Origin of the sequence: Erwinia endophytica (genome assembly GCF_009295515.1) — a bacterium.
GTDB classification, from domain to species: Bacteria; Pseudomonadota; Gammaproteobacteria; order Enterobacterales; family Enterobacteriaceae; genus Erwinia; species Erwinia endophytica.
Map to the genome: position 1 here is coordinate 210,661 of NZ_RQVV01000011.1, position 24,277 is coordinate 234,937.

At 50.6% G+C, this 24,277-nt stretch carries 16 protein-coding genes and 2 pseudogenes; 13 read left to right on the plus strand and 5 right to left on the minus strand.

Annotated features, from left to right (window positions below; genetic code table 11):
- Positions 1-73: 73 nt before the first annotated feature.
- On the minus strand, positions 74-298 hold the full coding sequence (locus EH228_RS03355; RefSeq protein ID WP_152320274.1) for a hypothetical protein: 225 nt from the start codon (positions 296-298) through the stop codon (positions 74-76).
- Between the two features lie 99 nt (positions 299-397).
- On the opposite strand from EH228_RS03355, the gene lrp reads away from it, so the two are divergent.
- The 7 genes and pseudogenes from lrp (at position 398) to EH228_RS03385 (ending at position 9,468) form a co-directional block, all read left to right on the plus strand.
- Positions 398-892, plus strand: coding sequence for a leucine-responsive transcriptional regulator Lrp (gene lrp / locus EH228_RS03360; protein WP_006118610.1), 495 nt, complete (start codon positions 398-400; stop codon positions 890-892).
- A 119-nt stretch (positions 893-1,011) separates the two neighbouring features.
- A pseudogene (locus EH228_RS20770) lies at positions 1,012-2,649 on the plus strand (DNA translocase FtsK 4TM domain-containing protein); the annotation flags it as partial.
- A gap of 195 nt (positions 2,650-2,844) precedes the next feature.
- Positions 2,845-4,401, plus strand: a pseudogene (ftsK, locus tag EH228_RS20775) (DNA translocase FtsK); the annotation flags it as partial.
- A gap of 205 nt (positions 4,402-4,606) precedes the next feature.
- Complete coding sequence (lolA, locus tag EH228_RS03370; protein WP_152320276.1) at positions 4,607-5,218, plus strand: outer membrane lipoprotein periplasmic chaperone LolA; 612 nt, start codon at positions 4,607-4,609, stop codon at positions 5,216-5,218.
- A 7-nt stretch (positions 5,219-5,225) separates the two neighbouring features.
- Positions 5,226-6,569: a replication-associated recombination protein A gene (locus tag EH228_RS03375; protein ID WP_152320277.1), complete on the plus strand. Its 1,344-nt coding sequence runs from the start codon at positions 5,226-5,228 to the stop codon at positions 6,567-6,569.
- 94 nt (positions 6,570-6,663) lie between these two features.
- The gene (gene serS / locus EH228_RS03380) at positions 6,664-7,956 is read left to right on the plus strand and encodes a serine--tRNA ligase (RefSeq protein ID WP_152320278.1); all 1,293 of its coding nucleotides are present in this window, start codon (positions 6,664-6,666) and stop codon (positions 7,954-7,956) included.
- Between the two features lie 360 nt (positions 7,957-8,316).
- Positions 8,317-9,468, plus strand: a complete 1,152-nt coding sequence (locus EH228_RS03385) for an MFS transporter (protein WP_152320279.1) — start codon at positions 8,317-8,319, stop codon at positions 9,466-9,468.
- A 108-nt stretch (positions 9,469-9,576) separates the two neighbouring features.
- On the opposite strand, the gene pflA is transcribed toward EH228_RS03385, so the two are convergent.
- The 4 genes from pflA to ycaO all read right to left on the minus strand — a co-directional run bounded on the left by pflA (position 9,577) and on the right by ycaO (position 15,938).
- Positions 9,577-10,317, minus strand: coding sequence for a pyruvate formate lyase 1-activating protein (pflA, locus tag EH228_RS03390; protein ID WP_152320280.1), 741 nt, complete (start codon positions 10,315-10,317; stop codon positions 9,577-9,579).
- Positions 10,318-10,576: 259 nt separating this feature from the next.
- Positions 10,577-12,859 (minus strand): formate C-acetyltransferase, encoded by a 2,283-nt coding sequence (gene pflB, locus EH228_RS03395; protein WP_152320281.1) that lies wholly within the window; start codon positions 12,857-12,859, stop codon positions 10,577-10,579.
- Positions 12,860-12,941: 82 nt separating this feature from the next.
- Positions 12,942-13,799 carry a formate transporter FocA gene (gene focA / locus EH228_RS03400; RefSeq protein WP_152320282.1) on the minus strand — a complete coding sequence of 286 codons (858 nt, stop codon included), beginning with the start codon at positions 13,797-13,799 and terminating at the stop codon, positions 12,942-12,944.
- A gap of 381 nt (positions 13,800-14,180) precedes the next feature.
- Complete coding sequence (gene ycaO / locus EH228_RS03405; protein WP_152320283.1) at positions 14,181-15,938, minus strand: 30S ribosomal protein S12 methylthiotransferase accessory factor YcaO; 1,758 nt, start codon at positions 15,936-15,938, stop codon at positions 14,181-14,183.
- A gap of 309 nt (positions 15,939-16,247) precedes the next feature.
- Between ycaO and serC the strand changes: the two genes are divergently transcribed.
- From serC to EH228_RS03435, 6 genes are all read left to right on the plus strand, one after another.
- Positions 16,248-17,333, plus strand: coding sequence for a 3-phosphoserine/phosphohydroxythreonine transaminase (gene serC, locus EH228_RS03410; RefSeq protein ID WP_152320284.1), 1,086 nt, complete (start codon positions 16,248-16,250; stop codon positions 17,331-17,333).
- An 81-nt stretch (positions 17,334-17,414) separates the two neighbouring features.
- A complete protein-coding gene (aroA, locus tag EH228_RS03415) occupies positions 17,415-18,701 on the plus strand; it encodes a 3-phosphoshikimate 1-carboxyvinyltransferase (protein ID WP_152320285.1) in 1,287 nt (428 codons plus the stop codon).
- Between the two features lie 216 nt (positions 18,702-18,917).
- Complete coding sequence (gene cmk, locus EH228_RS03420; protein WP_152320286.1) at positions 18,918-19,604, plus strand: (d)CMP kinase; 687 nt, start codon at positions 18,918-18,920, stop codon at positions 19,602-19,604.
- Positions 19,605-19,712: 108 nt separating this feature from the next.
- Positions 19,713-21,386, plus strand: a complete 1,674-nt coding sequence (gene rpsA / locus EH228_RS03425; protein ID WP_152320287.1) for a 30S ribosomal protein S1 — start codon at positions 19,713-19,715, stop codon at positions 21,384-21,386.
- A 90-nt stretch (positions 21,387-21,476) separates the two neighbouring features.
- Positions 21,477-21,761 carry an integration host factor subunit beta gene (gene ihfB, locus EH228_RS03430; protein ID WP_152320288.1) on the plus strand — a complete coding sequence of 95 codons (285 nt, stop codon included), beginning with the start codon at positions 21,477-21,479 and terminating at the stop codon, positions 21,759-21,761.
- Positions 21,762-22,011: 250 nt separating this feature from the next.
- Positions 22,012-24,270: a ComEC family protein gene (locus EH228_RS03435; RefSeq protein ID WP_152320289.1), complete on the plus strand. Its 2,259-nt coding sequence runs from the start codon at positions 22,012-22,014 to the stop codon at positions 24,268-24,270.
- The last annotated feature ends 7 nt before the right edge of the window (positions 24,271-24,277 follow it).

The window sequence follows — 24,277 nt, forward strand, 5'->3', positions numbered from 1 at the left end:
AAACGTGCGCTAAAATGAGGCGAATATTGACTCATTACGGTGCAAAATAATAAAAATACCCATTAAAAAACAGTCATGCAGAGATACATTTGGCATGTTGTACTGATTTTAGTTGTTTTGCTTTGACAATCGGCTGCTCTTTTGCGAAAACAGTGTAGGAAGCAAAGGGTTTTTCGGCGTGCAAAGCAGGTTTCCATTCCGGTTTTTTGTCTTTTTCGCCCGATAAGCCCAGCCTGTCATTGGTCATGACGCATGGTGTGGACAGACAGCATACGTCATACGGATGTGCGTTTAACATCGCAGCAGGCCTCAGTCTTCACTTATAACACCCTTGCAACAGTGAACACGTTCCAGGGTATGGCAGGTTAAAGGGAAGGTATTAAGAGAGACAATAATAATGGTAGACAATAAAAAACGACCCGGTAAAGATCTCGATAGAATTGATCGCAACATCCTGAATGAACTGCAAAAGGATGGACGTATCTCGAACGTTGAGCTTTCCAAACGCGTAGGTTTATCACCGACACCTTGCCTTGAGCGGGTTCGCCGTCTTGAACGACAGGGCTTCATTCTTGGCTATACCGCCCAGTTGAATCCACATTATCTGGATGCTTCGCTATTGGTATTTGTTGAGATTACTCTGAATCGTGGTGCGCCCGATGTGTTTGAGCAATTTAACGCTGCGGTGCAAAAACTTGAGGAAACTCAAGAGTGTCATTTGGTTTCAGGCGATTTCGATTATCTGCTAAAAACCCGGGTGCCGGATATGTCAGCTTACCGTAAACTGCTGGGTGAGACCTTATTACGCCTGCCGGGCGTGAATGATACGCGGACCTATGTGGTGATGGAAGAAGTGAAACAAAGTAACCGTTTGGTGATTAAAACGCGGTAACACAGGGCAGGTGCAAAACCTGAAAGATTTCGGTACACTCCTGTGAATTCATACAGGTTCAGCGTCGGGCTTGCCCGGCGCTGTTGCCTTCATAAGTTTACAGGCACCTGGAGATGCGCTTGAGCCAGGAATACACAGAAGATAAAGACGTTTCGTTACAACCGCTGAGCAGTGGACGTCGGCTGCTGGAAGCGTTGCTGATTATTGTTGCTCTTTTCGCCGTCTATCTGATGATGGCGCTGATGAGCTTCAATCCTTCCGATCCCAGTTGGTCGCAAACCGCCTGGCACGAACCCATCCATAATTTGGGGGGGAGTGTGGGAGCGTGGCTGGCCGATACACTGTTTTTCATTTTTGGTGTGATGGCCTATGCCATTCCGCCAGTTATTTTAGGCCTGTGCTGGATAACGTTCCGCCAGCGTCATGCTCAGGATTATATCGACTACTTTGCCGTTGCACTGCGTCTGATTGGTGTTCTTGCGCTGGTGGTGACTTCCTGTGGGCTGGCCGCGTTGAATGCCGATGATATCTGGTATTTTGCCTCGGGCGGGGTGATTGGTAGCCTGCTAAGTAGTGCCATGTCACCCTGGTTCAGTGGAGCCGGAGGCACCCTGGCGCTGTTGTTTATCTGGGCGGCTGGCCTCACCTTATACACTGGCTGGTCGTGGCTGACTATTGCTGAGAAAATCGGCGGTGCCGTGATGGGTGTGCTGATGTTTGCCAGTAATCGTTCGCGTGATGATCAGCGTTGGCATGAAGAAGAGGATGATGACGAAGAGTTGCCGGTTCCGGAGCGCAAGCAAAGCGTGCATCGTGATGATGACGATGATGTGTTACTGGTCGCGCCGAAGCACATAGCAAAAGAGCGTGAGGAATACGATGATGATGAAGAGGAAAGCGATCCCCTGCTGAGTAAGACCGAGGTTGCCACAACAACTGCTGTTGGTGCAGTGGAACCGATAGCTGAAGCCTCGCAACCGGCTATAGCCTCTGATACTGCGGTGACCTCAGCGCCGGTATTTTCTCAGCCGACTCATGAGATATCTCCTTCTGTGACGCCTCCGCCAGTCGCGACGCCTGAATTATATCGTTTTGAGATTCCGGAAGAAACGCCCCCCCCTACAGTGCCAGTGGTCGACGAAGAAGATGACGGTCCGCAAATGGGCAACTGGCGTGAAGTGTCGTCATCGCCATCTGATTTATCCTCCCCACCTCAGACCCAGCCGCTCTCGCCATCGATTGTGGCGGCAAAAGGCCTGACCGATGCGGCAAAAGTAGCGGCGACAGCTTCAATTGCCGCACCATTGATGTCAGGTCTCAGTGCCACCAGCGAAGCGGCTAATACCCAGGTGAAGCAGGGGATTGGTCCCGCATTGCCGCGTCCTAATCCGGTGAAGCTGCCTACGCGGCGTGAGTTGGCTTCTTACGGTATCAAACTGCCATCGCAGCGTATGGCAGAAGAAAAAGCGAAAAGAGAACAACAACTGCGTCAGCAAAATACATTAGCACCGTCTACTGACGCGGGGCATGAAGATGACGCGCTGGAGCAGACGAAATTGCGTGAGGCCTTTATGACTCAGCAACGGGATCGTTACGGCGAGACGTATGCTGAAGATGACGAAGACGCTCTGCAGCAAGCAATACTGGCCCGGCAATTCGCGGAGCAGCAGAGTCAACGTTACGCGCAGAAAGCGGAACTGGATGGTGGTCCGACTTTCCGCCTGGATACCTCCGGGGCGTTTGATTTTTCACCGATGGATGATCTGGTGGACGACGGCCCTGGCGAGCCTCTGTTTACATTATCAGCGATGCCGGAACCTGATGCGCGGGTCGAACAGCTGCAGCATCAGCCACAGCCGACCTCCTCGCAGCAGCCAACTGCGCCAGCATGGCAAACGCCTCCTCCTGCCCAGCCGGAGCCGACCGTAATTGTTCCTCCAGCGTCTGACGTTCCTGCTCAACCTATGGCTGACAGCCTGTTCCACCCATTCCTGGTGCGCCATGAGCAGCCATTGGAAAAACCGACCACGCCGTTGCCGACATTAGATCTGCTGACTGCACCTCCTGCGGAAGCGGAACCGGTGGATATGTTTGCTCTGGAGCAGACCGCCCGTCTGGTGGAAGCCCGTCTGGCGGACTATCGGGTTAAAGCGGAAGTGGTGGGGATTTCGCCGGGTCCGGTTATTACTCGTTTCGAGCTGGATTTGGCACCGGGTGTTAAAGCGGCACGCATTTCCAACCTGTCGCGGGATCTGGCCCGTTCACTTTCCGCTGTCGCGGTACGTGTGGTGGAGGTTATCCCGGGTAAACCGTATGTGGGCCTGGAACTGCCTAACAAGCATCGCCAGACCGTTTATATGCGTGAAGTGCTGGAGTGTGACAAATTCCGCGACAACCCTTCACCGCTGGCTGTGGTGTTGGGTAAAGACATTGCGGGTCAGCCAGTGGTGGCTGATTTGGCGAAAATGCCGCATCTGCTGGTTGCCGGGACGACCGGTTCTGGTAAGTCGGTTGGTGTGAACGCGATGATCATCAGTATGCTGTATAAAGCCACGCCAGAAGAAGTGCGCTTTATCATGATCGACCCGAAAATGCTTGAACTGTCGGTTTACGAAGGTATTCCGCACTTGCTGACAGAAGTCGTCACCGATATGAAGGATGCCGCTAACGCGTTGCGCTGGAGCGTCGGTGAGATGGAGCGTCGTTATAAGCTGATGTCGGCGTTGGGTGTGCGTAACCTGGCGGGTTACAATGAGAAGGTTGAGCAGGCCGACGCGATGGGACGGCCAATACCCGATCCATTCTGGAAACCAGGCGACAGCATGGATACCACGCCGCCGGTACTGGAAAAACTGCCGTATATCGTGGTTATGGTCGATGAATTTGCCGATCTGATGATGGCGGTAGGTAAGAAAGTTGAAGAGTTGATTGCCCGACTGGCGCAGAAAGCGCGTGCGGCAGGTATTCACCTCGTTCTGGCCACTCAGCGTCCATCGGTGGATGTGATAACCGGCCTGATCAAGGCTAACATTCCAACCCGTATCGCTTTCACCGTATCAAGTAAGATTGATTCCCGTACTATTCTCGATCAGGGAGGGGCGGAATCGTTGCTGGGGATGGGGGATATGCTGTATATGCCGCCTAACTCCTCCATGCCGGTGCGTGTACATGGTGCCTTTGTCCGCGATCAGGAAGTCCATGCTGTGGTTCAGGACTGGAAAGCGCGCGGGCGTCCACAGTACATCGACAGTATTACCGCCGGTGAAGAAAGTGAAGGTGGTGGGCTGGGGCTGGATGGTGATGAAGAGTTGGATCCGTTGTTCGATCAGGCGGTGGCGTTCGTGGTTGAAAAACGTCGGGCGTCCATTTCCGGTGTACAGCGTCAGTTCCGCATTGGCTATAACCGTGCAGCGCGCATTATTGAGCAGATGGAAGTGCAGGGGATTGTTTCTTCACCGGGTCATAACGGTAACCGTGAGGTGCTTTCTCCACCGCCACATGAGATGTGATGTCGTCACCTTCTGTGATTTCACCGTTACAGCGGGCTGGGGTGACCCGGCCCGTTGAGTTTTCAGGGGAAATCCCCATATCCAGCAGACAGGCCGGTCTCTCATTCAGGCTAATCTTCTGTTGCTATTGTTCCAGCCTGGCTACAGTTATTCACGTAAGCTTCCCTGATGGCAGGGATCTAAAAGTTTCAATAAGGATGCCGTGATGAAAAGATTAATGATCTCCTGCTGCCTGCTGGCGGTTTTCTCTTCCGCCAGCGTATTGGCCGATGCTTCTGCCGATTTGCAGCAGCGTCTGGATAAAGTGAAAAGTTTCCATGCGACCTTTACGCAGAAAGTGACTGATGGCAGTGGTCAGTCAGTACAGGATGGTGAAGGTGAACTGTGGGTCAAACGTCCTAATCTGTTTAACTGGCATATGACGGCGCCGGATGAAAGCATATTGATTTCCGATGGTAAAACCTTATGGTTTTATAATCCGTTTGTTGAACAGGTCAGTGCGACCTGGCTGAAAGACGCCACCAGCAACACGCCCTTCATGCTGATAGCCCGTAACCAGCACAGCGACTGGCAGCAGTACAATATCAAGCAGCAGGGGGACAGCTTTGAGCTGACGCCTAAATCAGCTGATGGCAATCTGAAGCAGTTCACTATTAATGTTTCCACCAACGGTACGATCAATCAGTTCAGTGCCGTTGAGCAGGACGGTCAGCGTAGTCGCTATGTGCTGAAAAGTCAGCAGAATGGCGCGATCAGCGCCGATAAATTCCAGTTTACGCCGCCAAAAGGTGTGACGGTGGACGATCAACGTCAGTGAGGTCAATGTGAGTAATCTGTCTCTGGATTTCTCCCACAATGCGTTTCAGCCGCTGGCCGCGCGTATGCGTCCGCGTTCGCTGGCAGAATATATCGGACAGCAGCACTTGTTAGCCGCCGGTAAGCCTTTGCCACGGGCGATAGAAGCGGGGCATCTGCATTCAATGATTTTGTGGGGGCCGCCAGGAACAGGTAAAACCACTCTGGCTGAGATCATTGCTCGCTATGCGCAGGCGGATGTTGAGCGTATTTCCGCCGTGACTTCGGGTGTCAAAGAGATCCGTGAGGCGATTGAACGTGCGCGACAAAATCGTCATGCCGGGCATCGTACTATCCTGTTTGTTGATGAGGTGCATCGTTTTAACAAAAGCCAGCAGGATGCTTTTTTGCCGCATATCGAAGATGGCACCATTACCTTTATTGGCGCCACGACGGAAAATCCCTCCTTTGAACTAAATTCTGCTTTGCTTTCTCGCGCCCGCGTTTATTTACTGAAATCCCTGACCAGCCAGGATATTGAGACGGTACTGGATCAGGCAATGAAGGACAGTGAAAGAGGCTATGGCGCTGATAACATCGTGTTACCTGATAATACCCGCCGGATGGTGGCTGAACTGGTCAATGGTGATGCCCGCCGTGCGTTGAATACCCTGGAAATGATGGCTGATATGGCCGAAGTAAACCGCCAGGGAAAGCGTGAATTGACGGCGCAACTGCTGAGTGAGGTATCAGGTGAACGCAGTGCGAGGTTCGATAATAAAGGTGATCGTTATTATGACCTGATATCCGCCTTGCATAAATCGGTGCGTGGCTCAGCGCCGGATGCGGCATTATATTGGTATGCACGGATCATCACTGCCGGAGGGGATCCCCTGTACGTGGCGCGTCGTCTACTGGCTATTGCTTCAGAAGATGTGGGTAATGCGGATCCACGAGGGATGCAGGTGGCTATTTCGGCCTGGGATTGTTTCACGCGTGTTGGTCCTGCGGAAGGTGAGCGCGCTATCGCGCAGGCGATAGTCTATCTGGCCTGTGCGCCGAAAAGTAATGCTGTTTATACCGCTTTCAAAGCGGCGATGCGCGATGCGCGTGAAAATCCGGATTACGACGTACCGGATCATCTGCGCAACGCGCCCACTAAGCTCATGCAGGAAATGGGCGTGGGGGACGGGTACCGTTATGCTCACGATGAACCCAATGCTTATGCCGCAGGAGAGGACTACTTCCCATCACCGATGGCGCAAACACGCTACTATCAGCCCACTTCACGGGGACTTGAAGGGAAGATTGGTGAAAAGCTGGCCTGGCTTGCTGAACTGGATCAAAATAGCCCGATAAAACGCTATCGCTGAAACGGACGTTGCGGTAAGGTTAGCAAGGAATTCAACGCATTCGCCTGTCGGATGCGTTTCTCTTTATTACTCTATAAATATTCACAGGACAAGCATGCTCGATCCCAATCTGCTGCGTAATGAGCCAGACGCAGTCGCTGAAAAACTGGCACGCCGGGGCTTTAAGCTGGACGTTGAAACGCTGCGCTCACAGGAAGAACGCCGTAAAGTTCTGCAGGTTGAAACGGAAACCCTGCAGGCTGAACGTAACGCCCGATCCAAAACTATCGGGCAGGCTAAGGCGCGTGGGGAAGATATTGAGCCATTACGTCAGGAAGTGAACGCGCTGGGTGAACGCCTGGATGCGGCCAAAGCGGAACTGGACGCACTGCAGAATGAAATTCGTAATGTCGCATTAGCGATACCGAATATCCCGGTAGACGAAGTACCTTCAGGCAAAGATGACAGTGAAAATCTGGAAGTCAGCCGATGGGGAGAACCACGTAAATTTGATTTCGCAGTGCGCGATCATGTTGAACTGGGTGAAATGGCCTCTGGGTTGGATTTTGCCATGGGGGCTAAGCTAACCGGTTCCCGCTTTGTGGTGATGCAGGGACACATTGCCCTGATGCATCGTGCGCTAAGCCAGTTCATGCTGGATTTGCACAGTGAACAGCATGGCTATCTGGAAACCAGCGTACCATATTTGGTCAACCACGCGTCTTTGTATGGCACGGGGCAATTGCCTAAGTTTAGTGAAGATCTGTTTCATACCCGCCCACTGGAAGAAGAAGCCTCCAGTAGCGACTATGCGCTGATCCCTACGTCAGAAGTGCCTCTGACTAACATGGTACGCGACGAAATCCTTGAAGAAGAATCACTGCCGTTGAAGTTCACTGCCCATACTCCTTGTTTTCGTTCTGAAGCTGGGGCTTATGGACGAGACACGCGTGGTCTGATCCGTATGCATCAGTTCGACAAGGTTGAATTGGTACAAATTACCCGCCCGGAAGACTCGATGCAGGCGCTGGAAGAGTTGGTTGGTCACGCAGAAAAAGTGTTGCAGTTGCTAAACCTGCCATACCGTAAAGTGTTGTTATGCACGGGGGATATGGGGTTCGGTTCCTGCAAGACTTACGATCTGGAAGTGTGGTTACCTGCACAGAACACTTACCGTGAAATTTCTTCCTGTTCCAACATGGGTGATTTTCAGGCTCGTCGCATGCAGGCTCGTTGCCGCAGTAAGACCGAGAAAAAGCCGCGTCTGGTTCATACTTTGAATGGTTCCGGATTGGCCGTTGGCCGCACTCTGGTTGCGGTTCTGGAAAACTACCAGCAGGCCGATGGTCGTATTGCGGTACCTGATGTGTTGCGTCCTTATATGAAAGGCCTGGCGTTTATCGGGTGATTTTCAGGTAATTATGGCGCTGAAAAACCTGCTGGCTATTCGCCCGCAGGTTTTTTGCTTCTGGCGAACGATAAATGATAAAACAGTGCTGAACTTACACAGATATTCCGTCAATGTCGTGTTAAAAGACCAAAAATAAAAATTATCGACGGGTTTTCGAAGCATATCGATAAAATCGTAATTTATCATAGAGATAATCTGTCTTTTCTGCGGAAAGACAGTTCCGCTAAGCTATTGTAGATAAAAAAATTAAATCGCTATCAGGCAAATTGTGCGGTGGCCGATTTCGGGTCGTTGACAATTAATTAGCGAATGGCATTATGCGCGCAAAATCCTCCGCCGTTTTGGTTGTTTCTGACAATGTCCATTTGCTCCCGCCCTGTTATTTTGCTGCTCTGTGGTCTGCTGATGCTGACGATCTCTATCGCCGTGCTAAATACCCTGGTACCGCTGTGGCTCACGCATGATTCACTGCCGACCTGGCAGGTCGGCATAGTGAGTTCTTCCTACTATACGGGCAATCTGGTTGGAACATTACTGGCCGGCAGGATAATCAAACACTTTGCTTTTAATTGTAGTTACTATATCGCCTCGATAATATTTGCTGTGGCTACCGCAGCCCTGGGTTTTGAACACGGTTTTTGGGCATGGTCTGTATGGCGATTTATTGCTGGTATTGGTTGTGCATTAATTTGGGTAGTAGTGGAAAGCGCCTTGTTGCGTAGTGGCACCATACATAACCGTGGTCAACTGTTGGCTGCTTATATGATTTTCTATTATGTCGGAACCGTTGTAGGACAACTGCTGGTTAGTAAGGTTTCTACTGAACTGTTGCACGTACTGCCGTGGGTCACGGGGATGGTGCTGGCTGCGATCCTGCCGCTGGTTTTCACCAAAGTGACTGCGAACGAGCATGATGAGGAGTCTGCCGCGGGACGGATGTGGCCGATGTTGCGGCGTCGCAGCGCACGCCTGGGGATTCACGGTTGTATTATTTCCGGTATCTTGTTGGGGTCTCTTTACGGCCTGATGCCGCTGTATCTTTCGCATCAGGGAATGAGTGACGCGACAGTCGGCTATTGGATGGCACTGTTGGTGAGCTCCGGAATCGTTGGTCAGTGGCCGGTTGGACGTCTGGCCGATCGTTATGGTCGTTTATTGGTGCTGCGGGTGCAGGTCTTTGTTGTTATTATCGGGGCACTGGCGATGCTGAGCAATACCGTCATGGCACCTGCGTTGTTTGTACTGGGTGGGGCCGGTTTTACACTGTATCCGGTAGCGATGTCCTGGGCGTGTGAGAAAGTTGCCCACCATGAACTGGTAGCAATGAATCAGGCGTTGCTGCTGAGTTATACCATTGGCAGCCTGATTGGCCCAGCCATGACCTCAATGCTGATGCAGAATTATTCCGATCGGGTGCTGTTTGTGATGATTGCCGCTGTCGCGCTGGTTTACCTGATGATGCTATTACGTAAAGCCGACCAGCATGCCACGCCTGTCGCTCACGCATAGTCCTTCAAATGATTCAAGGGACTCGTTACCCACATTTTCATGACTGATAACACAATAGCGATGACGTGGCACATGCACGTCATCGTGTGCATATTATTGTCGTATCACTCAATACATTACTTTGTGACCATATCCTTCCAGAATATGTTTGACCCGCTCCATCGTTTCGGCCTTGGGGGGGTGAACGTCATTCAGCTTATATTCTTCGCCCATCGCTACCCACTTATGTTTACCCAGTTCGTGATAGGGCAGCAGTTCGATTTTTTCTATGTTAGCCATGTCTCGGGTGAATTCGCCCAAAAGATGCACTGACTTATCATCATCTGAGTAACCAGGAACCACGACGTAGCGGATCCATGTGCGGACATTTTTCTTTGCCAGATAGCGGGCAAAATCAAGTGTTCGATGATTGGAGACACCAACCAGAATCTGATGAATATCATCGTTGATCTGTTTCAGATCCAGCATCACTAAATCGGTCACTTCCAGCAGTTCGTCAATCACCGGATCATAACGACGCACAAAGCCGTTGGTATCGAGGCAGGTATTGATCCCTTCGGCATGGCAGGCACGGAACCAGTCACGTACAAACTCAGCCTGCAAAATTGCCTCGCCGCCGGAAGCTGTGACGCCACCGCCGGACGCATTCATAAAGTGACGATAAGACACCACGTCTTTCATCAGTTCTTCGACGGTGACTTCTTTGCCTCCGTGGGTATCCCAGGTATCTCGGTTGTGACAATACAGGCAGCGCATCAGGCAACCCTGGAAGAAGGTAATAAAACGGATACCGGGACCGTCAACGGTTCCACAGGATTCAAATGAATGGATACGGCCTTTAATTGACATCGCGATGAATTCTCCACGTTAAACCCGCCTTTGGCAGGAACGCAGTCTTTAGCTGCGTTAAGTCTGTTTTGCCAGCTACCTGAGAAAAATAGAGAGCTGGCAAACAAGGCTATGAAAAGGCTCCGGTTAAGGAGCCTTTTATGTGTCAAAGTATCTATCCGTCATACTTCAAGCTGTAGAGGCATTAACCACACGAACATACTCAGTCACTTGAGTTTTGCTCGCGGGTCACCTTCTTTCTGTAGCGTGGAGGCCCGGCCTATATCGTCTGCGTGAAGGTACGGGTAATGACATCCTGCTGCTGTTCTTTAGTCAGTGAGTTGAACCGAACGGCATAACCGGATACACGAATAGTCAACTGAGGATATTTCTCCGGATTGTCCATCGCATCCAGCAGCATTTCACGGTTCATCACGTTAACGTTCAGATGCTGACCCCCTTCAATGCTGGCTTCATGGTGAAAATAACCATCCATCAGGCCGGCAAGGTTAGCTTTACGCACATTATCATCTTTACCCAGCGCGTTTGGCACGATGGAGAAGGTGTAGGAGATACCATCTTTGGCGTAGGCAAACGGCAGTTTCGCTACAGAGGTCAGTGAGGCGACAGCACCTTTTTGATCACGACCATGCATTGGGTTGGCACCGGGTCCGAATGGTGCGCCAGCACGACGACCATCTGGAGTATTGCCGGTTTTTTTACCATACACCACGTTAGATGTAATAGTCAGTACTGACTGAGTTGGTATCGCGTGGCGATAAGTTTGCAGTTTCTGAATTTTCTTCATGAAACGTTCAACCAGGTCACAGGCAATATCATCCACACGAGCATCGTTGTTGCCAAACTGCGGATATTCACCTTCGATTTTGAAGTCGATAGCCAGACCATCTTCATCACGAATGGTGGACACTTTGGCATACTTGATAGCAGACAGGGAATCAGCTGCTACTGATAAACCAGCAATACCACAGGCCATGGTACGGTAAACGTCACGATCATGCAGCGCCATCAGTGAAGCTTCGTAGCTGTATTTGTCGTGCATGTAATGGATGATGTTCAGTGCGGTGACATACTGTTTTGCCAGCCAGTCCATGAAGTGATCCATGCGATCCATCACTTTGTCATAATCCAGCACATCATCCATCATTGGCGCTTCTTTTGGACCCACCTGCATTTTCAGTTTTTCGTCTACACCACCGTTGATGGCATACAGCATGGTTTTCGCCAGGTTGGCACGTGCGCCGAAAAACTGCATTTGCTTACCGACTACCATTGGGCTGACGCAGCAGGCGATAGCATAGTCATCATTGTTGAAGTCCGGACGCATCAGATCGTCATTTTCGTACTGAATAGACGAGGTATCAATGGACACTTTAGCGGCGAATTTCTTGAAGTTCAGCGGTAGCTTTTCAGACCATAGAATGGTCATGTTTGGCTCCGGAGACGGTCCCATAGTGTAGAGAGTGTTCAAGAAACGGAAGCTGGTTTTGGTCACCAGAGTGCGACCGTCCAGTCCCATGCCAGCCAGTGATTCAGTGGCCCAGATGGGATCGCCTGAGAACAGTTCATCGTACTCTGGGGTCCGCAGGAAACGAACCATACGCAGTTTCATCACCAGGTGGTCAATCAATTCCTGAGCCTGCTGCTCGGTGATTTTACCCGCCTGCAGGTCGCGTTCGATATATATATCGAGGAAGGTCGATACGCGACCAAAGGACATCGCGGCACCGTTTTGGGATTTCACTGCGGCCAGGTAGCCGAAATAGGTCCACTGGACAGCTTCCTGTGCGGTGGTCGCCGGACCCGAAATATCACAGCCGTATTTAGCGGCCATTTCTTTAATCTGTTGCAACGCCCGGTGCTGATCGGCAATTTCTTCACGCAGACGAATGGTGGCTTCAAGATTTACACCATTTTCCAGATCGCTTTGCAGTGAAGTGAACTGGGCGAATTTGTCTTTCATCAGCAGGTCGATACCGTACAGCGCGACACGACGATAGTCACCAATGATGCGACCACGGCCATATGCGTCTGGCAGACCCGTCAATACACCGGATTTACGGCAGCGCAGAATATCTGGGGTATAAACATCAAATACCCCCTGGTTGTGAGTTTTACGGTATTCAGTGAAGATTTTTTTCAGGCCCGGATCCAGTTCGCGACCATAGACCTTACAGGAGCCTTCCACCATTTTTATCCCGCCGAATGGGATCAACGCACGTTTCAGTGGGGCTTCAGTTTGCAAACCAACAATGGTTTCCAGTTTTTTATTGATGTAACCCGCATCGTGAGACGTGATGGTCGAGGCCAGGTCAGTATCAAAATCGACAGGGGAATGGGTACGGTTCTCCAGCTTGATGCCTTCCATAACCTGGTTCCACAGCGCGGTGGTAGCTTCAGTGGCACCACTCAGGAATGTTTCATCACCTTCATAAGGGGTGTAGTTTTTCTGGATAAAGTCACGAACATTAACACTGTTCTGCCATTCGCCTTGTGCAAAGCCTGCCCAGGCCGCAGCCTGTTTTTCATTGAGTTCGCTCATTTGAACCTACCTTAATTACGTTGAGTTCTTTCGTTCCCGTTGCCCGATTTCAGGCGACGGACGCCAAATCTTATTGTTGCTGTCAGTGATGATCGCCATCGCGCAGATAGATAACCCAGTACGTCAGACCGACTAATAATCCGCCACCAATAATATTCCCAAGTGTGACCGGGATAAGGTTATTCATCACAAAGTTACGTACTGTCAGCTCGGAAAAGTGGGCGGCAGTGGCGCCCGTCGTCTGCCAGAATTCCGGGGAAGCAAAATCTTTGATAACGATAGCCATTGGAATAAGAAACATGTTGGCAATGCTGTGTTCAAATCCGCTGGCGACAAACATCGCTACTGGCAATACCATGGCTAACATTTTGTCCGTCAGGCTGCGACCGGAATAGCTCATCCACACCGCCAGACATACCATCAGATTGGCCAGCGTACCCAGGCAGACTGCTTCGAAGAAAGTATGGTGCATTTTATGGTCAGCTGTCTGCAGAACATTTAATCCCCATGCACCATTCGCCGACATATATTGTCCGGCAAACCAGATCAGCCCAACGAAAAACATTGCGCCGAAAAAATTTCCGATATAAACATTAATCCAGTTGCGACCAAGTTGTCCCCAACTGATACGGCCACTGGCTTTTGCCACCATGGTTAGTACGGTTGAGGTGAAGAGATCCGCACCACATACCACGACCAGCATCAACCCAAGTGAGAAGCAAATACCGCCAACCAGCTTTGCCAGGCCATAGGGGATGGTCTCTGTGCCGGTGGTGGCGGTGATATAGAAAACAAAGGCAATGGAAATAAAGACGCCCGCAGTAATGGCCAGGAAAAATGTTGTGAAGGGGCGCTTCATTGCTTTATAGACACCCGCTTCTTCGGCAACTTTGGCCATTTCAGACGGTAAAAGTAAATCGAACGGGTTGCCAGTTTTCACACTAACTACTCCCAAAATTAATCAACGCTGAAATACTAACAAAGGAGTATAGAGGGGAAATTGATGTGGATCATATTGCGCCAGCATATCGTTGCTTAATACACTGTTTTTACTGTGGTTTATTGATTTAACCAGCTGATATATAAAGACTAAATTTTTTTTAATATACTAAATAAAAGTTGAAGGGAACATACAGCACATTAAGTAAAACTGATGGCAAACAGAAAAAATATGTCCTGCTTGTTAATTGTTTGGTTTTTAAAAATATTTAACTCACCTTTTATTAACCTTTACTGAAACTATTTGTCACTTTTATTTTTTTCGCTGGATCTAAAATAGCTGGCGGTGTGCATTATCTCACACAAACCGCCAGATCAGCATTTATTTCCAGTAGCGGCGTTTAGCCTGCTGGAGTTTTTCATAAGCGGCCAGCAGGGATTGATGAGCCGGGAATGCCAGTAAATCGCCATCCACGCTCTGCAGTCCGTTGAATGGCGCTTCACCGCTGATGGCAGCCGATGCGGCGACAACAGTTTCCTGACCGTACATACGTACGAAGGCGTGGTAATATTGCAGTGGATCTCGTTCGTCTTCCATGCTCAGCAGCAACAAAGTTTGCAGGCAGCGGTAGTAGTTGGCGCGGGCTGGAGTAAAAATGGAAGCATTGAATTCCATGGTCCATTCGGTCCACACCAGTGCCTGGTCAAGGTCGCCACCGGCCAGGGCCAGCATCGCTTTCAGTTCCCCGATGCGCAAGGTGTACCAGCCGTTATCTTTACCGGTCGCCAGGCCCAGTAGTTCACGAACACGGGTGAAGTCATCAAGGCCTTCTTCATCCAGGCGCTCAATCAATGCCAGATAGTCTGCTTTTTCCCACTGACTTTCAGGCAATGCAAGGAGGACGTCACGCAGTTCGGCTCCCATATTGTTATTAGCCAGCAGTAAATCTTCCGCCGGATAGATATCAGACATGCCAGGCACGATGATCCGGCAAGCGTAAACATCCAGATGCTGATAATCAGCGACATAGACTTCCTGGCCTTCGGCATTGAAAATGGCCATCAGTGTGGCGAATTCTTCTTCGGTGGTGCCGGCGAAACTCCAGTCAGTAAATGGATAGTCCGCTTCGTCTTTAAACATATCCCAGGAGATCAGCCCGCTGGAATCGATAAAGTGTGTTTCCAGGTTAGCATGCTCAGCCACTTCTTCATCATCAAAAGTGGGGGGCGTAAACACATCCAGATCTTTCAGGCTACGACCCTGCAGCAGTTCGGTCACGGTACGTTCCAGTGCCACGCCAAAGTCAGGGTGAGCGCCAAAAGAGGCAAAACAGGTACCATTGTCAGGGTTGAACAGGACCACGCAAATGACCGGATACTTGCCGCCCAGCGATGCGTCATAAGTGAAGATAGGGAATCCTTCAGCTTCCAGTCTGGCGATGGCTTCTACCACGCCGGGGTAACGGTTGAGTACGTTATCAGGGATGGCTGGCAGGCTGATGGACTCGGCGATGATACGGTTTTTAATGTAGCGCTCAAAGACCTCGGACAGACCCTGTACACGAGCTTCACTGGCCGTGTTACCGGCGGACATGCCATTAGACACGTACAGGTTGCCAATGATATTCACCGGAATATAAACGGTGTGTTGATCTGACTGACGAGTAAATGGCAAGGCGCAGATCCCCCGATCGCGGTTACCTGATTGCAGATCGATCAGGTCGCTGGCGTTCAGTTCCTGTTCGGGGTCATAAAACGCGCGCAGGCGCGAGTCGAGGATGCCCTGCGGCAGAGCGTTGTCCTCTGGCAGTGGGAACCATTTTTCATTGGGATAGTGAACGAATTCACTGTCAGCAATGGATTTTCCCAGCCAAAAATCGGCAAAGAAGTAGTTGGTAGACAGGCGCTCGAAGTATTCACCTAACGCGGAAGCCAGCGCGGCTTTCTTACTGGCGCCTTTACCGTTAGTGAAGCACAGTGGGCAGTCACGATCGCGAATATGAACGGACCAAACGTGAGGAACCGGATTAAGCCAGGACGCTTCTTCAATATTGAAGCCCAGATCCTGTAATTTTTGCTGAAAGCGTGCGATGGAATCTTCCAGCGCGGCATCTTTGCCTGGAATATAAGTTTGCGTCATAAAGCCCACTTGTTTTGGGTTGTGCCGAAAGTGCGCCATGATACGGGGTTTCTGGCCGATTCGCTATCCGGCAGGAGAATTTCATTGGTGCTATTCTGGCCGTTTTTCAGCCTGATGCGAGGCGGTATTTTTTTATTGCTGTAACGCCTCACAAAACATCGTCTTTGTTGCATTTATCCCTACAAACTATTGCGTGGCTGAGTGAAGAACTGGTCGGCTGACCGGATTAATCATTGCAGCTCGTTAAGGGCAATGATAAAACCGATAACATAGAGTCGAAATCGATTGATCTGAAAGTGGTGAGGGGAAATGAGCCAGGTTTTCAATTTTAGCGCCGGTCCAGCGATGCTGCCGGTGGAAGTACTGCGTCGTGCCGAACAGGAACTCTGTAACTGGCAGGGGTTAGGGACATCTGTGATGGAAATCAGCCACCGCAGTAAGGCGTTCATTCAGGTTGCTGAAGAGGCGGAAAAAGATTTTCGTGATCTGCTAAAAATCCCTTCCAATTATAACGTTTTATTCTGTCATGGCGGCGCTCGTGCGCAGTTTGCTGCGATTCCGCTGAACCTGCTGGGCAACCAGACTACGGCAGATTATGTCGATGGCGGTTACTGGGCGCACAGTGCCGTAAAAGAAGCGCTGAAATACTGTACGCCAAACGTCATTGATGCAAAAACCACGGTTGACGGCCTGCGGGCGATAACCCCAATGAGTCGCTGGGCACTGTCTGATAATGCGGCTTATGTGCACTATTGTCCTAATGAAACTATCGACGGTATTGCCATTAATGAAGAGCCGGATTTTGGTGATAAAGTGGTGGTGGCCGATATGTCATCAACCATCCTGTCGTACCCGATTGATGTGAGTCGCTATGGGGTGATTTATGCTGGAGCCCAGAAAAATATCGGTCCGGCTGGCCTCACACTGGTCGTCGTGCGTGAAGATTTGCTGGGTAAAGCGAAGCAAGAATTGCCTTCCATCCTGGATTACCAGGTGCTGAGTGAAAACGATTCCATGTTCAATACGCCGCCTACCTTTGCGTGGTATCTTTCCGGGTTGGTGTTTAAATGGTTGAAAGAACAGGGTGGCGTGGCTGAGCTGGATAAACGCAATCAGGCAAAAGCTGATCTGTTGTATGGTGTGATCGACAAGAGTGGTTTCTATCGCAACGATGTGGTTATCAGCAATCGTTCGCGGATGAATGTTCCTTTCCAGCTGGCGGATTCCGCCCTGGATAAGGTGTTCCTTGAGGAGTCATTTGCTGCGGGTCTGCATGCGCTGAAAGGTCATCGCGTTGTCGGGGGGATGCGTGCATCTATCTACAATGCGATGCCTCTGGAAGGTGTGAAGGCGTTGACCGACTTTATGATCGATTTCGAGCGACGTCACGGTTAAGCGTGAATTATCGACTGAAATATCTGAAACCTCGCGAAGCTGCGGGGTTTCATTGCATTTTATTTGGAGAATAAGTTTCACATGCAGGAATCCCTGACGTTACAACCTGTTTCACTGGTGAATGGCACTGTTAACTTACCCGGTTCCAAAAGCGTTTCGAATCGCGCTTTGTTGCTGGCTGCGCTGGCTAAAGGCACCACGCGTCTGACTAATTTGCTGGATAGTGATGACGTGCGTCATATGCTCAATGCATTGCATGCATTGGGGGTCAGTTATACTTTGTCGGACAATCGTACGGTGTGTGAAGTGACCGGTAAGGGGGGCGCTCTGCATGCGGACAAACCTCTGGAACTGTTTTTAGGTAACGCTGGAACGGCGATGCGTCCTCTTGCTGCCGCGCTTTGCCTGGGGAAAAACGACATTGTGTTGACCGGTGAACCAAGGATGAAAGAACGTCCCATTGGCCATTTGGTTGATGCGCTTCGTCAGGGAGGAGCGCAAGTGGATTATCTTGAACAACAGGATTATCCACCATTGCATCTCCAGGGCGGTTTCGTTGGAGGAGAGGTTTCTGTCGATGGCAGTGTATCAAGCCAGTTCCTGACGGCGTTGCTGATGACTGCTCCGCTGGCCCCGAACGACACAAAAATTATCATTAAGGGGGAACTGGTTTCCAAACCTTATATTGATATCACCCTTAATCTGATGAAAACTTTTGGCGTGACGGTTAAAAACGAAGGCTACGCCATTTTCCATGTCGCGGGTAATCAACAGTATGTTTCTCCGGGTGCATATTTGGTTGAAGGCGACGCATCCTCTGCTTCTTACTTTTTGGCCGCAGCGGCAATCAAAGGCGGTACGATCAAAGTTACCGGTATTGGTCGCAACAGCATGCAGGGCGATATCCGCTTTGCCGACGTACTGGAGAAAATGGGCGCGAGCGTTGAATGGGGTGACGACTATATTGCCTGCACCCGCGGTGAACTGAAGGCTATCGACCTGGATATGAATCATATTCCGGATGCGGCAATGACGATCGCCACGACGGCGTTGTTTGCTAAAGGTACGACGGTAATGCGTAATATTTATAACTGGCGTGTAAAAGAAACCGACCGTCTGGCTGCCATGGCGACTGAGTTGCGTAAAGTGGGGGCTAAAGTGGAAGAGGGGCATGATTACATTTGCATTACGCCACCGGAAACTATTCAGTTTGCGGAGATTGGTACCTATAATGATCACCGCATGGCGATGTGTTTTTCGCTGGTGGCGTTATCTTCTACCCCGGTGACTATTCTTGACCCCAAGTGTACTGCTAAAACCTTCCCAGACTACTTTGAGCAGTTTGCTCGTCTCAGCCAGTCGGCATGATCATGATTCTGCAAAACCGCTGCATAACCTGCAGCGGATTGTGAACTGGCTCACACATTCGCCAGCGGAATTTGCGTTGAACCCCACCCGAATGGGTTGATTAATTTTGAGTATGTCTATGTTTAAGGGGTAACGATCAGGGCTGTTGCAGCGTATAATACGCGTCGATATTTGTCTGAGCAGGTTAAACAGACATCCTACCGACAGGAGAACGACATGACGGCTTTAGCTCCAGTGATCACCATTGATGGCCCCAGCGGTGCTGGTAAAGGGACCTTGTGTAAAGCACTGGCAGAGGCGTTGCAATGGCATCTGTTGGATTCAGGCGCGATTTATCGCGTATTGGCGCTGGCTGCTTTGCACCACCAGGTGGATATTACCTCGGAAGAGGCTCTGGTACCTATCGCCGCTCATCTGGACGTACGCTTTGTTTCCACCAATGGTGAGATGCAGGTGATCCTTGAAGGCGAAAACGTATCGGCTGAAATCCGTACGCAAGATGTGAGCAACACCGCGTCAAAAGTTGCTGCATTTCCTCGTGTTCGCGAAGCGCTGTTGCGCCGTCAGCGAGCCTTCCGTGATATGCCGGGCCTGATTGCGGATGGACGAGATATGGGGACGGTGGTTTTCCCTGATGCGCCAGTAAAAATCTTTCTTGATGCCAGTTCAGAAGAGCGTGCTCGCCGTCGTATGCTACAGTTGCAGGAGAAAGGCTTTAGTGTTAACTTTGAGCGCCTTTTATCTGAGATAAAAGAACGTGATGATCGCGATCGTAATCGCGCTATCGCGCCGCTGATACCGGCAAGTGATGCGCTGGTGCTGGATTCAACCAGTATGTCAATTGAGCAAGTTATTAAAACTTCTCTTAATTATGCGCGTGAAAAGCTGTCCTTGCTGCCGTAGTAACTGATTTTTAACCCTCTGATATGGATGTCATGGGGTATGTGAAACAACCCCACCCGCCAGGATGTCAGGTGGACGTTAAAATTGAAGAATCATAAGATTATCAATATGACTGAATCTTTTGCTCAACTCTTTGAAGAGTCCCTGAAAGAAATCGAAACCCGTCCGGGTTCCATTGTTCGTGGTGTTGTTGTCGCTATCGACAAAGATGTTGTTCTGGTTGATGCGGGTCTGAAGTCTGAGTCAGCTATCCCTGCAGAGCAATTCAAGAACGCGGCTGGCGAACTGGAAATCCAGGTTGGGGACGAAGTTGATGTCGCGCTGGACGCAGTTGAAGACGGCTTCGGTGAAACTCAGCTGTCCCGTGAGAAAGCTAAACGCCATGAAGCTTGGATCACGCTGGAAAAAGCTTACGAAGAGGCTGAAACTGTTACCGGTGTTATCAACGGCAAAGTCAAGGGCGGCTTCACAGTTGAGCTGAACGGCATTCGTGCGTTCCTGCCAGGTTCCCTGGTTGATGTCCGTCCAGTGCGTGATACTCTGCATCTGGAAGGCAAAGAGCTTGAATTTAAAGTAATCAAGCTGGATCAGAAACGTAACAACGTGGTGGTTTCACGTCGTGCGGTTATTGAGTCCGAAAATAGTGCTGAGCGCGATCAACTGCTGGAAAACCTGCAGGAAGGCATGGAAGTTAAAGGTATCGTTAAGAACCTTACCGACTACGGCGCATTTGTTGATCTGGGCGGCGTTGATGGCCTGCTGCATATTACTGACATGGCATGGAAACGCGTTAAGCATCCAAGCGAGATTGTCAATGTTGGTGATGAAATCACGGTTAAAGTGCTGAAATTTGACCGCGAGCGTACCCGTGTGTCTCTGGGTCTGAAACAGCTGGGCGAAGATCCATGGGTGGCTATCGCTAAGCGTTACCCAGAAGGTACCAAACTGACCGGTCGAGTGACCAACCTGACTGATTACGGCTGCTTCGTTGAAATCGAAGAAGGTGTTGAAGGTCTGGTGCACGTTTCCGAAATGGATTGGACCAACAAAAACATTCATCCATCTAAAGTGGTTAATGTTGGCGATGTTGTTGAAGTTATGGTTCTGGATATCGACGAAGAGCGTCGTCGTATCTCCCTGGGTCTGAAGCAGTGTAAATCTAACCCATGGCAGCAGTTCGCGGAAACTCACAACAAGGGTGATCGTGTTGAAGGTAAAATCAAGTCAATCACTGACTTCGGTATCTTCATCGGCCTGGACGGCGGTATCGACGGCCTGGTTCATCTGTCTGACATCTCCTGGAACGCAACCGGAGAAGAAGCAGTACGTGAATACAAGAAAGGCGACGAAATCGCGGCGGTGGTTCTGCAGGTTGACGCAGAACGCGAGCGTATCTCCCTGGGCGTTAAGCAACTGGCGGAAGATCCGTTCAACAACTACATCTCTCTGAACAAGAAAGGTGCTATTGTTAACGGTAAAGTAACGGCTGTTGACGCGAAAGGTGCAACAGTTGAGCTGGCTGATGGCGTTGAGGGTTACCTGCGCGCGTCTGAAGCTTCGCTGGATCGCGTTGAAGACGCCACGCTGGTACTGAATGTTGGTGACGATGTTGAAGCCAAATTCACTGGCGTTGACCGTAAAAATCGTGTTGTTAGCCTGTCTGTACGTGCGAAAGACCAGGCTGACGAGAAAGAAGCCATCAATACTGTTAACACCAAACAGGAAGAAGGCAATTTCTCTAACGCGATGGCTGAAGCATTCAAAGCAGCTAAAGGCGAGTAATTACGTTTGCATCAGGACGGCGTAAGCTGTCCTGATGAAATACCGTATTACTGTCAGGGCTTTTTCCTATAGGGATTAACCGGAGGATTTATGACCAAGTCAGAACTGATTGAAAGACTTGCTGGCCAGCACTCTCATATTCCGGCGAAAGTCGTTGAGGATGCGGTAAAAGAAATGCTGGAGCACATGGCGAGCACTTTGGCGCAAGGCGAACGTATTGAAATCCGGGGCTTTGGCAGCTTTTCTTTGCATTATCGAGCACCTCGCATTGGTCGTAACCCGAAAACGGGTGACAAGGTGGAGTTGGAAGGAAAGTACGTTCCACACTTCAAGCCAGGCAAAGAGTTACGTGATCGTGCAAATATCTACGGCTAAGGCTGACGTATTACAGTAAAAAACGACACAGTAGTGTCGTTTTTTTTTGTCTTGGGCATGGCAGGTGGTTGTCAGTTACTGACGAACGTACAGAAAAATAATTACTGGAATATTGCCCACATAACACTGTCCTGCCTGGTTAAGTATAATAAATACTTTGCGATCCTTCTCTGTCTTAACTGAACGTCCAGCTGTATTAAATCAAAGCATGTAGCACACTCCGATGGGTGGAAAAACAGGAGTGCTAACCATGCCTTACAGCCTGAGTCGGTTGGCGATGTGGACGATCGTCGCGACGCTGCCTCTCAACTTCCTTCCTCGCCTGCCAGATGCCAAATATGATCTACTGTGGGTGTTGATTGCCGCGCTCCTGGGCGGTGTTCGTTATCGGTTGCTGAATGAACTGGCGATTGTGCTGCTGCTCTTTCTCTGGGCTGTATCGCCAGCCCGCACGTTGCTGCAGCAAATTGACTTTCTGACGGCAAGGCCGCAGGAGGCAATAGTCAGAATTGAACAGTTACGGTCAGAGCGAATAAAACTCAGGATCCTGAGTGTCGCGGGAAGGGTCCTCTTTCCACCGATCTACGCCACGGTCAGCATGCCGGAACATCAGCAACCTTTTTGCGCCGGTCAGCGTTGGCGGATGAAACTCCGGCTAAGGGCCGTACACGCCCAGCTTAATGAAGGAAGTTTTGACTCTCAGAGATATGTGTTAGCCAACAGCATGCCACTGACGGGCAGGGTTTTGTCCCTACACCCCACTAAAGCCAGCTGTAACTGGCGCCAGCAGGTTATCAGCAGCAGTCAGAAAAATTATGGCGATTTGCCACGGCAGGCGATAATTACAGCACTGGCATTCGGAGATCGCGGGAATGTCAGTCGTGAAATGAATCAACTGCTGAGGGAAACCGGTACGGCCCACCTGATGGCTATTTCCGGGATGCATATCAGTCTGGCCGCCAGCCTGGGCTGGCTGGCGGCACGTTTACTGCAACTGTTCTTTCCCGCCGCCTGGATAGGGTATCGTTTTCCGTTATTGTTCAGTTTACTGTCGGCGATGGCTTACACCTGGCTTTCGGGGGGAAACCCGCCAGCTGTACGAGCGATACTGGCACTCAGCATGTGGAGTACGCTTCGGCTAAGCGGTAAATGTTGTAGCAACTGGCAGGTATGGGGATTCTGTATTGGCAGCATCCTTTTCTTCGATCCGTTGAGCATGCTGTCAGACAGCTTGTGGCTGTCGGCCATGGCAGTCGCTGGTTTGTTGTTTTGGTTTCACTGGTTTCCTCTGCCGAGGCGTTTTATGGGTAAGAAACGCTGGTTGATTTTACGGTTATTGCACTTGCAATTGGGGATGTTCCTGCTATTGATGCCATTGCAGATACTGATATTTCATGCCATCAGCGTCAGTGCTTTAGTGGCGAATCTTTGGGCGGTGCCGGTCGTGACTTTGCTGACTGTACCACTGATCCTCTGTGCCGTGGTATGCAATGCCCTGACGCCCGTCAGCGTGCTGCTCTGGTGGGCCGCTGATCGCTCCCTTGAGCTGGTGTTTATTCCTCTAAGGGCGTTACCTGCGGGCTGGGTTCACGTTAGTCAATCGGCGTTGTGGCTGAGTTTGCTGGCCTGGCTGATGGTCGTGGTCTGGCGGTTCTGTTGGTGGCGAAGTTCACCAATAACGGTGCTCAGCTTGTGTCTGGTGGTTGCATTATGGCGCATGAACGTCAGGACACCCGATTGGCGAGTGGATATGCTGGACGTCGGGCATGGTCTGGCTGTGGTGATATCTCGTCAGCAAAACGCCGTTATTTATGATACCGGGAATCGTTGGGAGGGTGGAGATGCGGCAACAAGTCAGATTCTGCCGTGGTTGAATTGGCAAGGGCTGAGTGTGCAGCAAATTATTCTCAGTCATGACCATCTTGACCATACAGGTGGGCTTGAAAGTCTGCATAAGGCATTTCCCCTGGCAACAATGCGCAGTGAGATGGGCCGGGAAGAGCATTTACCCTGCCATCGGGGGGTAAGTTGGCAGTGGCAGTCGTTAACGTTTCAGGTACTCTGGCCTGAGGTGGGGGCAAAACAGTCCGTCAATAACCAGTCTTGTGTGATTGTCGTTAGTGATGGTAAATGGCGGGTTCTGTTGACGGGGGATATTGAAGCCCGTGCAGAGCTTAAGATGGTGAGTCATTACCGTGACCAACTTGCAGCGGATGTGTTGCAGGTGCCCCATCATGGTAGCGGGACCTCGTCTTCGCCACCATTGCTCAGAGCCGTTACCGCTAAGGTGGCAATTGCGTCGGCAGCACGTTACAGCGCCTGGAAACTGCCAGCAGAACGCATTATCCGTCGCTATGCTGACAATCATTACCGCTGGTATGACACGGCGGCAGATGGGCAAATCAGCATAGCCTTTTTCCGCGATGGCTGGCAGGTTTATGGTTTAAGAGCGAAAATTTTGCCTCGTTGGTATCATCAGTGGTTTGGCGTCCCACGCTATTCCAGGTAGAATGAGC

What these genes read in the sequence shown, in the direction of transcription:
- EH228_RS03355 (WP_152320274.1), bottom strand. Translation starts at nt 298, where the DNA reads ATGTTAAACGCACATCCGTATGACGTATGCTGTCTGTCCACACCATGC.
- lrp (WP_006118610.1), top strand. Translation starts at nt 398, where the DNA reads ATGGTAGACAATAAAAAACGACCCGGTAAAGATCTCGATAGAATTGAT.
- lolA (WP_152320276.1), top strand. Translation starts at nt 4,607, where the DNA reads ATGAAAAGATTAATGATCTCCTGCTGCCTGCTGGCGGTTTTCTCTTCC.
- serS (WP_152320278.1), top strand. Translation starts at nt 6,664, where the DNA reads ATGCTCGATCCCAATCTGCTGCGTAATGAGCCAGACGCAGTCGCTGAA.
- EH228_RS03385 (WP_152320279.1), top strand. Translation starts at nt 8,317, where the DNA reads ATGTCCATTTGCTCCCGCCCTGTTATTTTGCTGCTCTGTGGTCTGCTG.
- pflA (WP_152320280.1), bottom strand. Translation starts at nt 10,317, where the DNA reads ATGTCAATTAAAGGCCGTATCCATTCATTTGAATCCTGTGGAACCGTT.
- pflB (WP_152320281.1), bottom strand. Translation starts at nt 12,859, where the DNA reads ATGAGCGAACTCAATGAAAAACAGGCTGCGGCCTGGGCAGGCTTTGCA.
- ycaO (WP_152320283.1), bottom strand. Translation starts at nt 15,938, where the DNA reads ATGACGCAAACTTATATTCCAGGCAAAGATGCCGCGCTGGAAGATTCC.
- serC (WP_152320284.1), top strand. Translation starts at nt 16,248, where the DNA reads ATGAGCCAGGTTTTCAATTTTAGCGCCGGTCCAGCGATGCTGCCGGTG.
- aroA (WP_152320285.1), top strand. Translation starts at nt 17,415, where the DNA reads ATGCAGGAATCCCTGACGTTACAACCTGTTTCACTGGTGAATGGCACT.
- cmk (WP_152320286.1), top strand. Translation starts at nt 18,918, where the DNA reads ATGACGGCTTTAGCTCCAGTGATCACCATTGATGGCCCCAGCGGTGCT.
- rpsA (WP_152320287.1), top strand. Translation starts at nt 19,713, where the DNA reads ATGACTGAATCTTTTGCTCAACTCTTTGAAGAGTCCCTGAAAGAAATC.
- ihfB (WP_152320288.1), top strand. Translation starts at nt 21,477, where the DNA reads ATGACCAAGTCAGAACTGATTGAAAGACTTGCTGGCCAGCACTCTCAT.
- EH228_RS03435 (WP_152320289.1), top strand. Translation starts at nt 22,012, where the DNA reads ATGCCTTACAGCCTGAGTCGGTTGGCGATGTGGACGATCGTCGCGACG.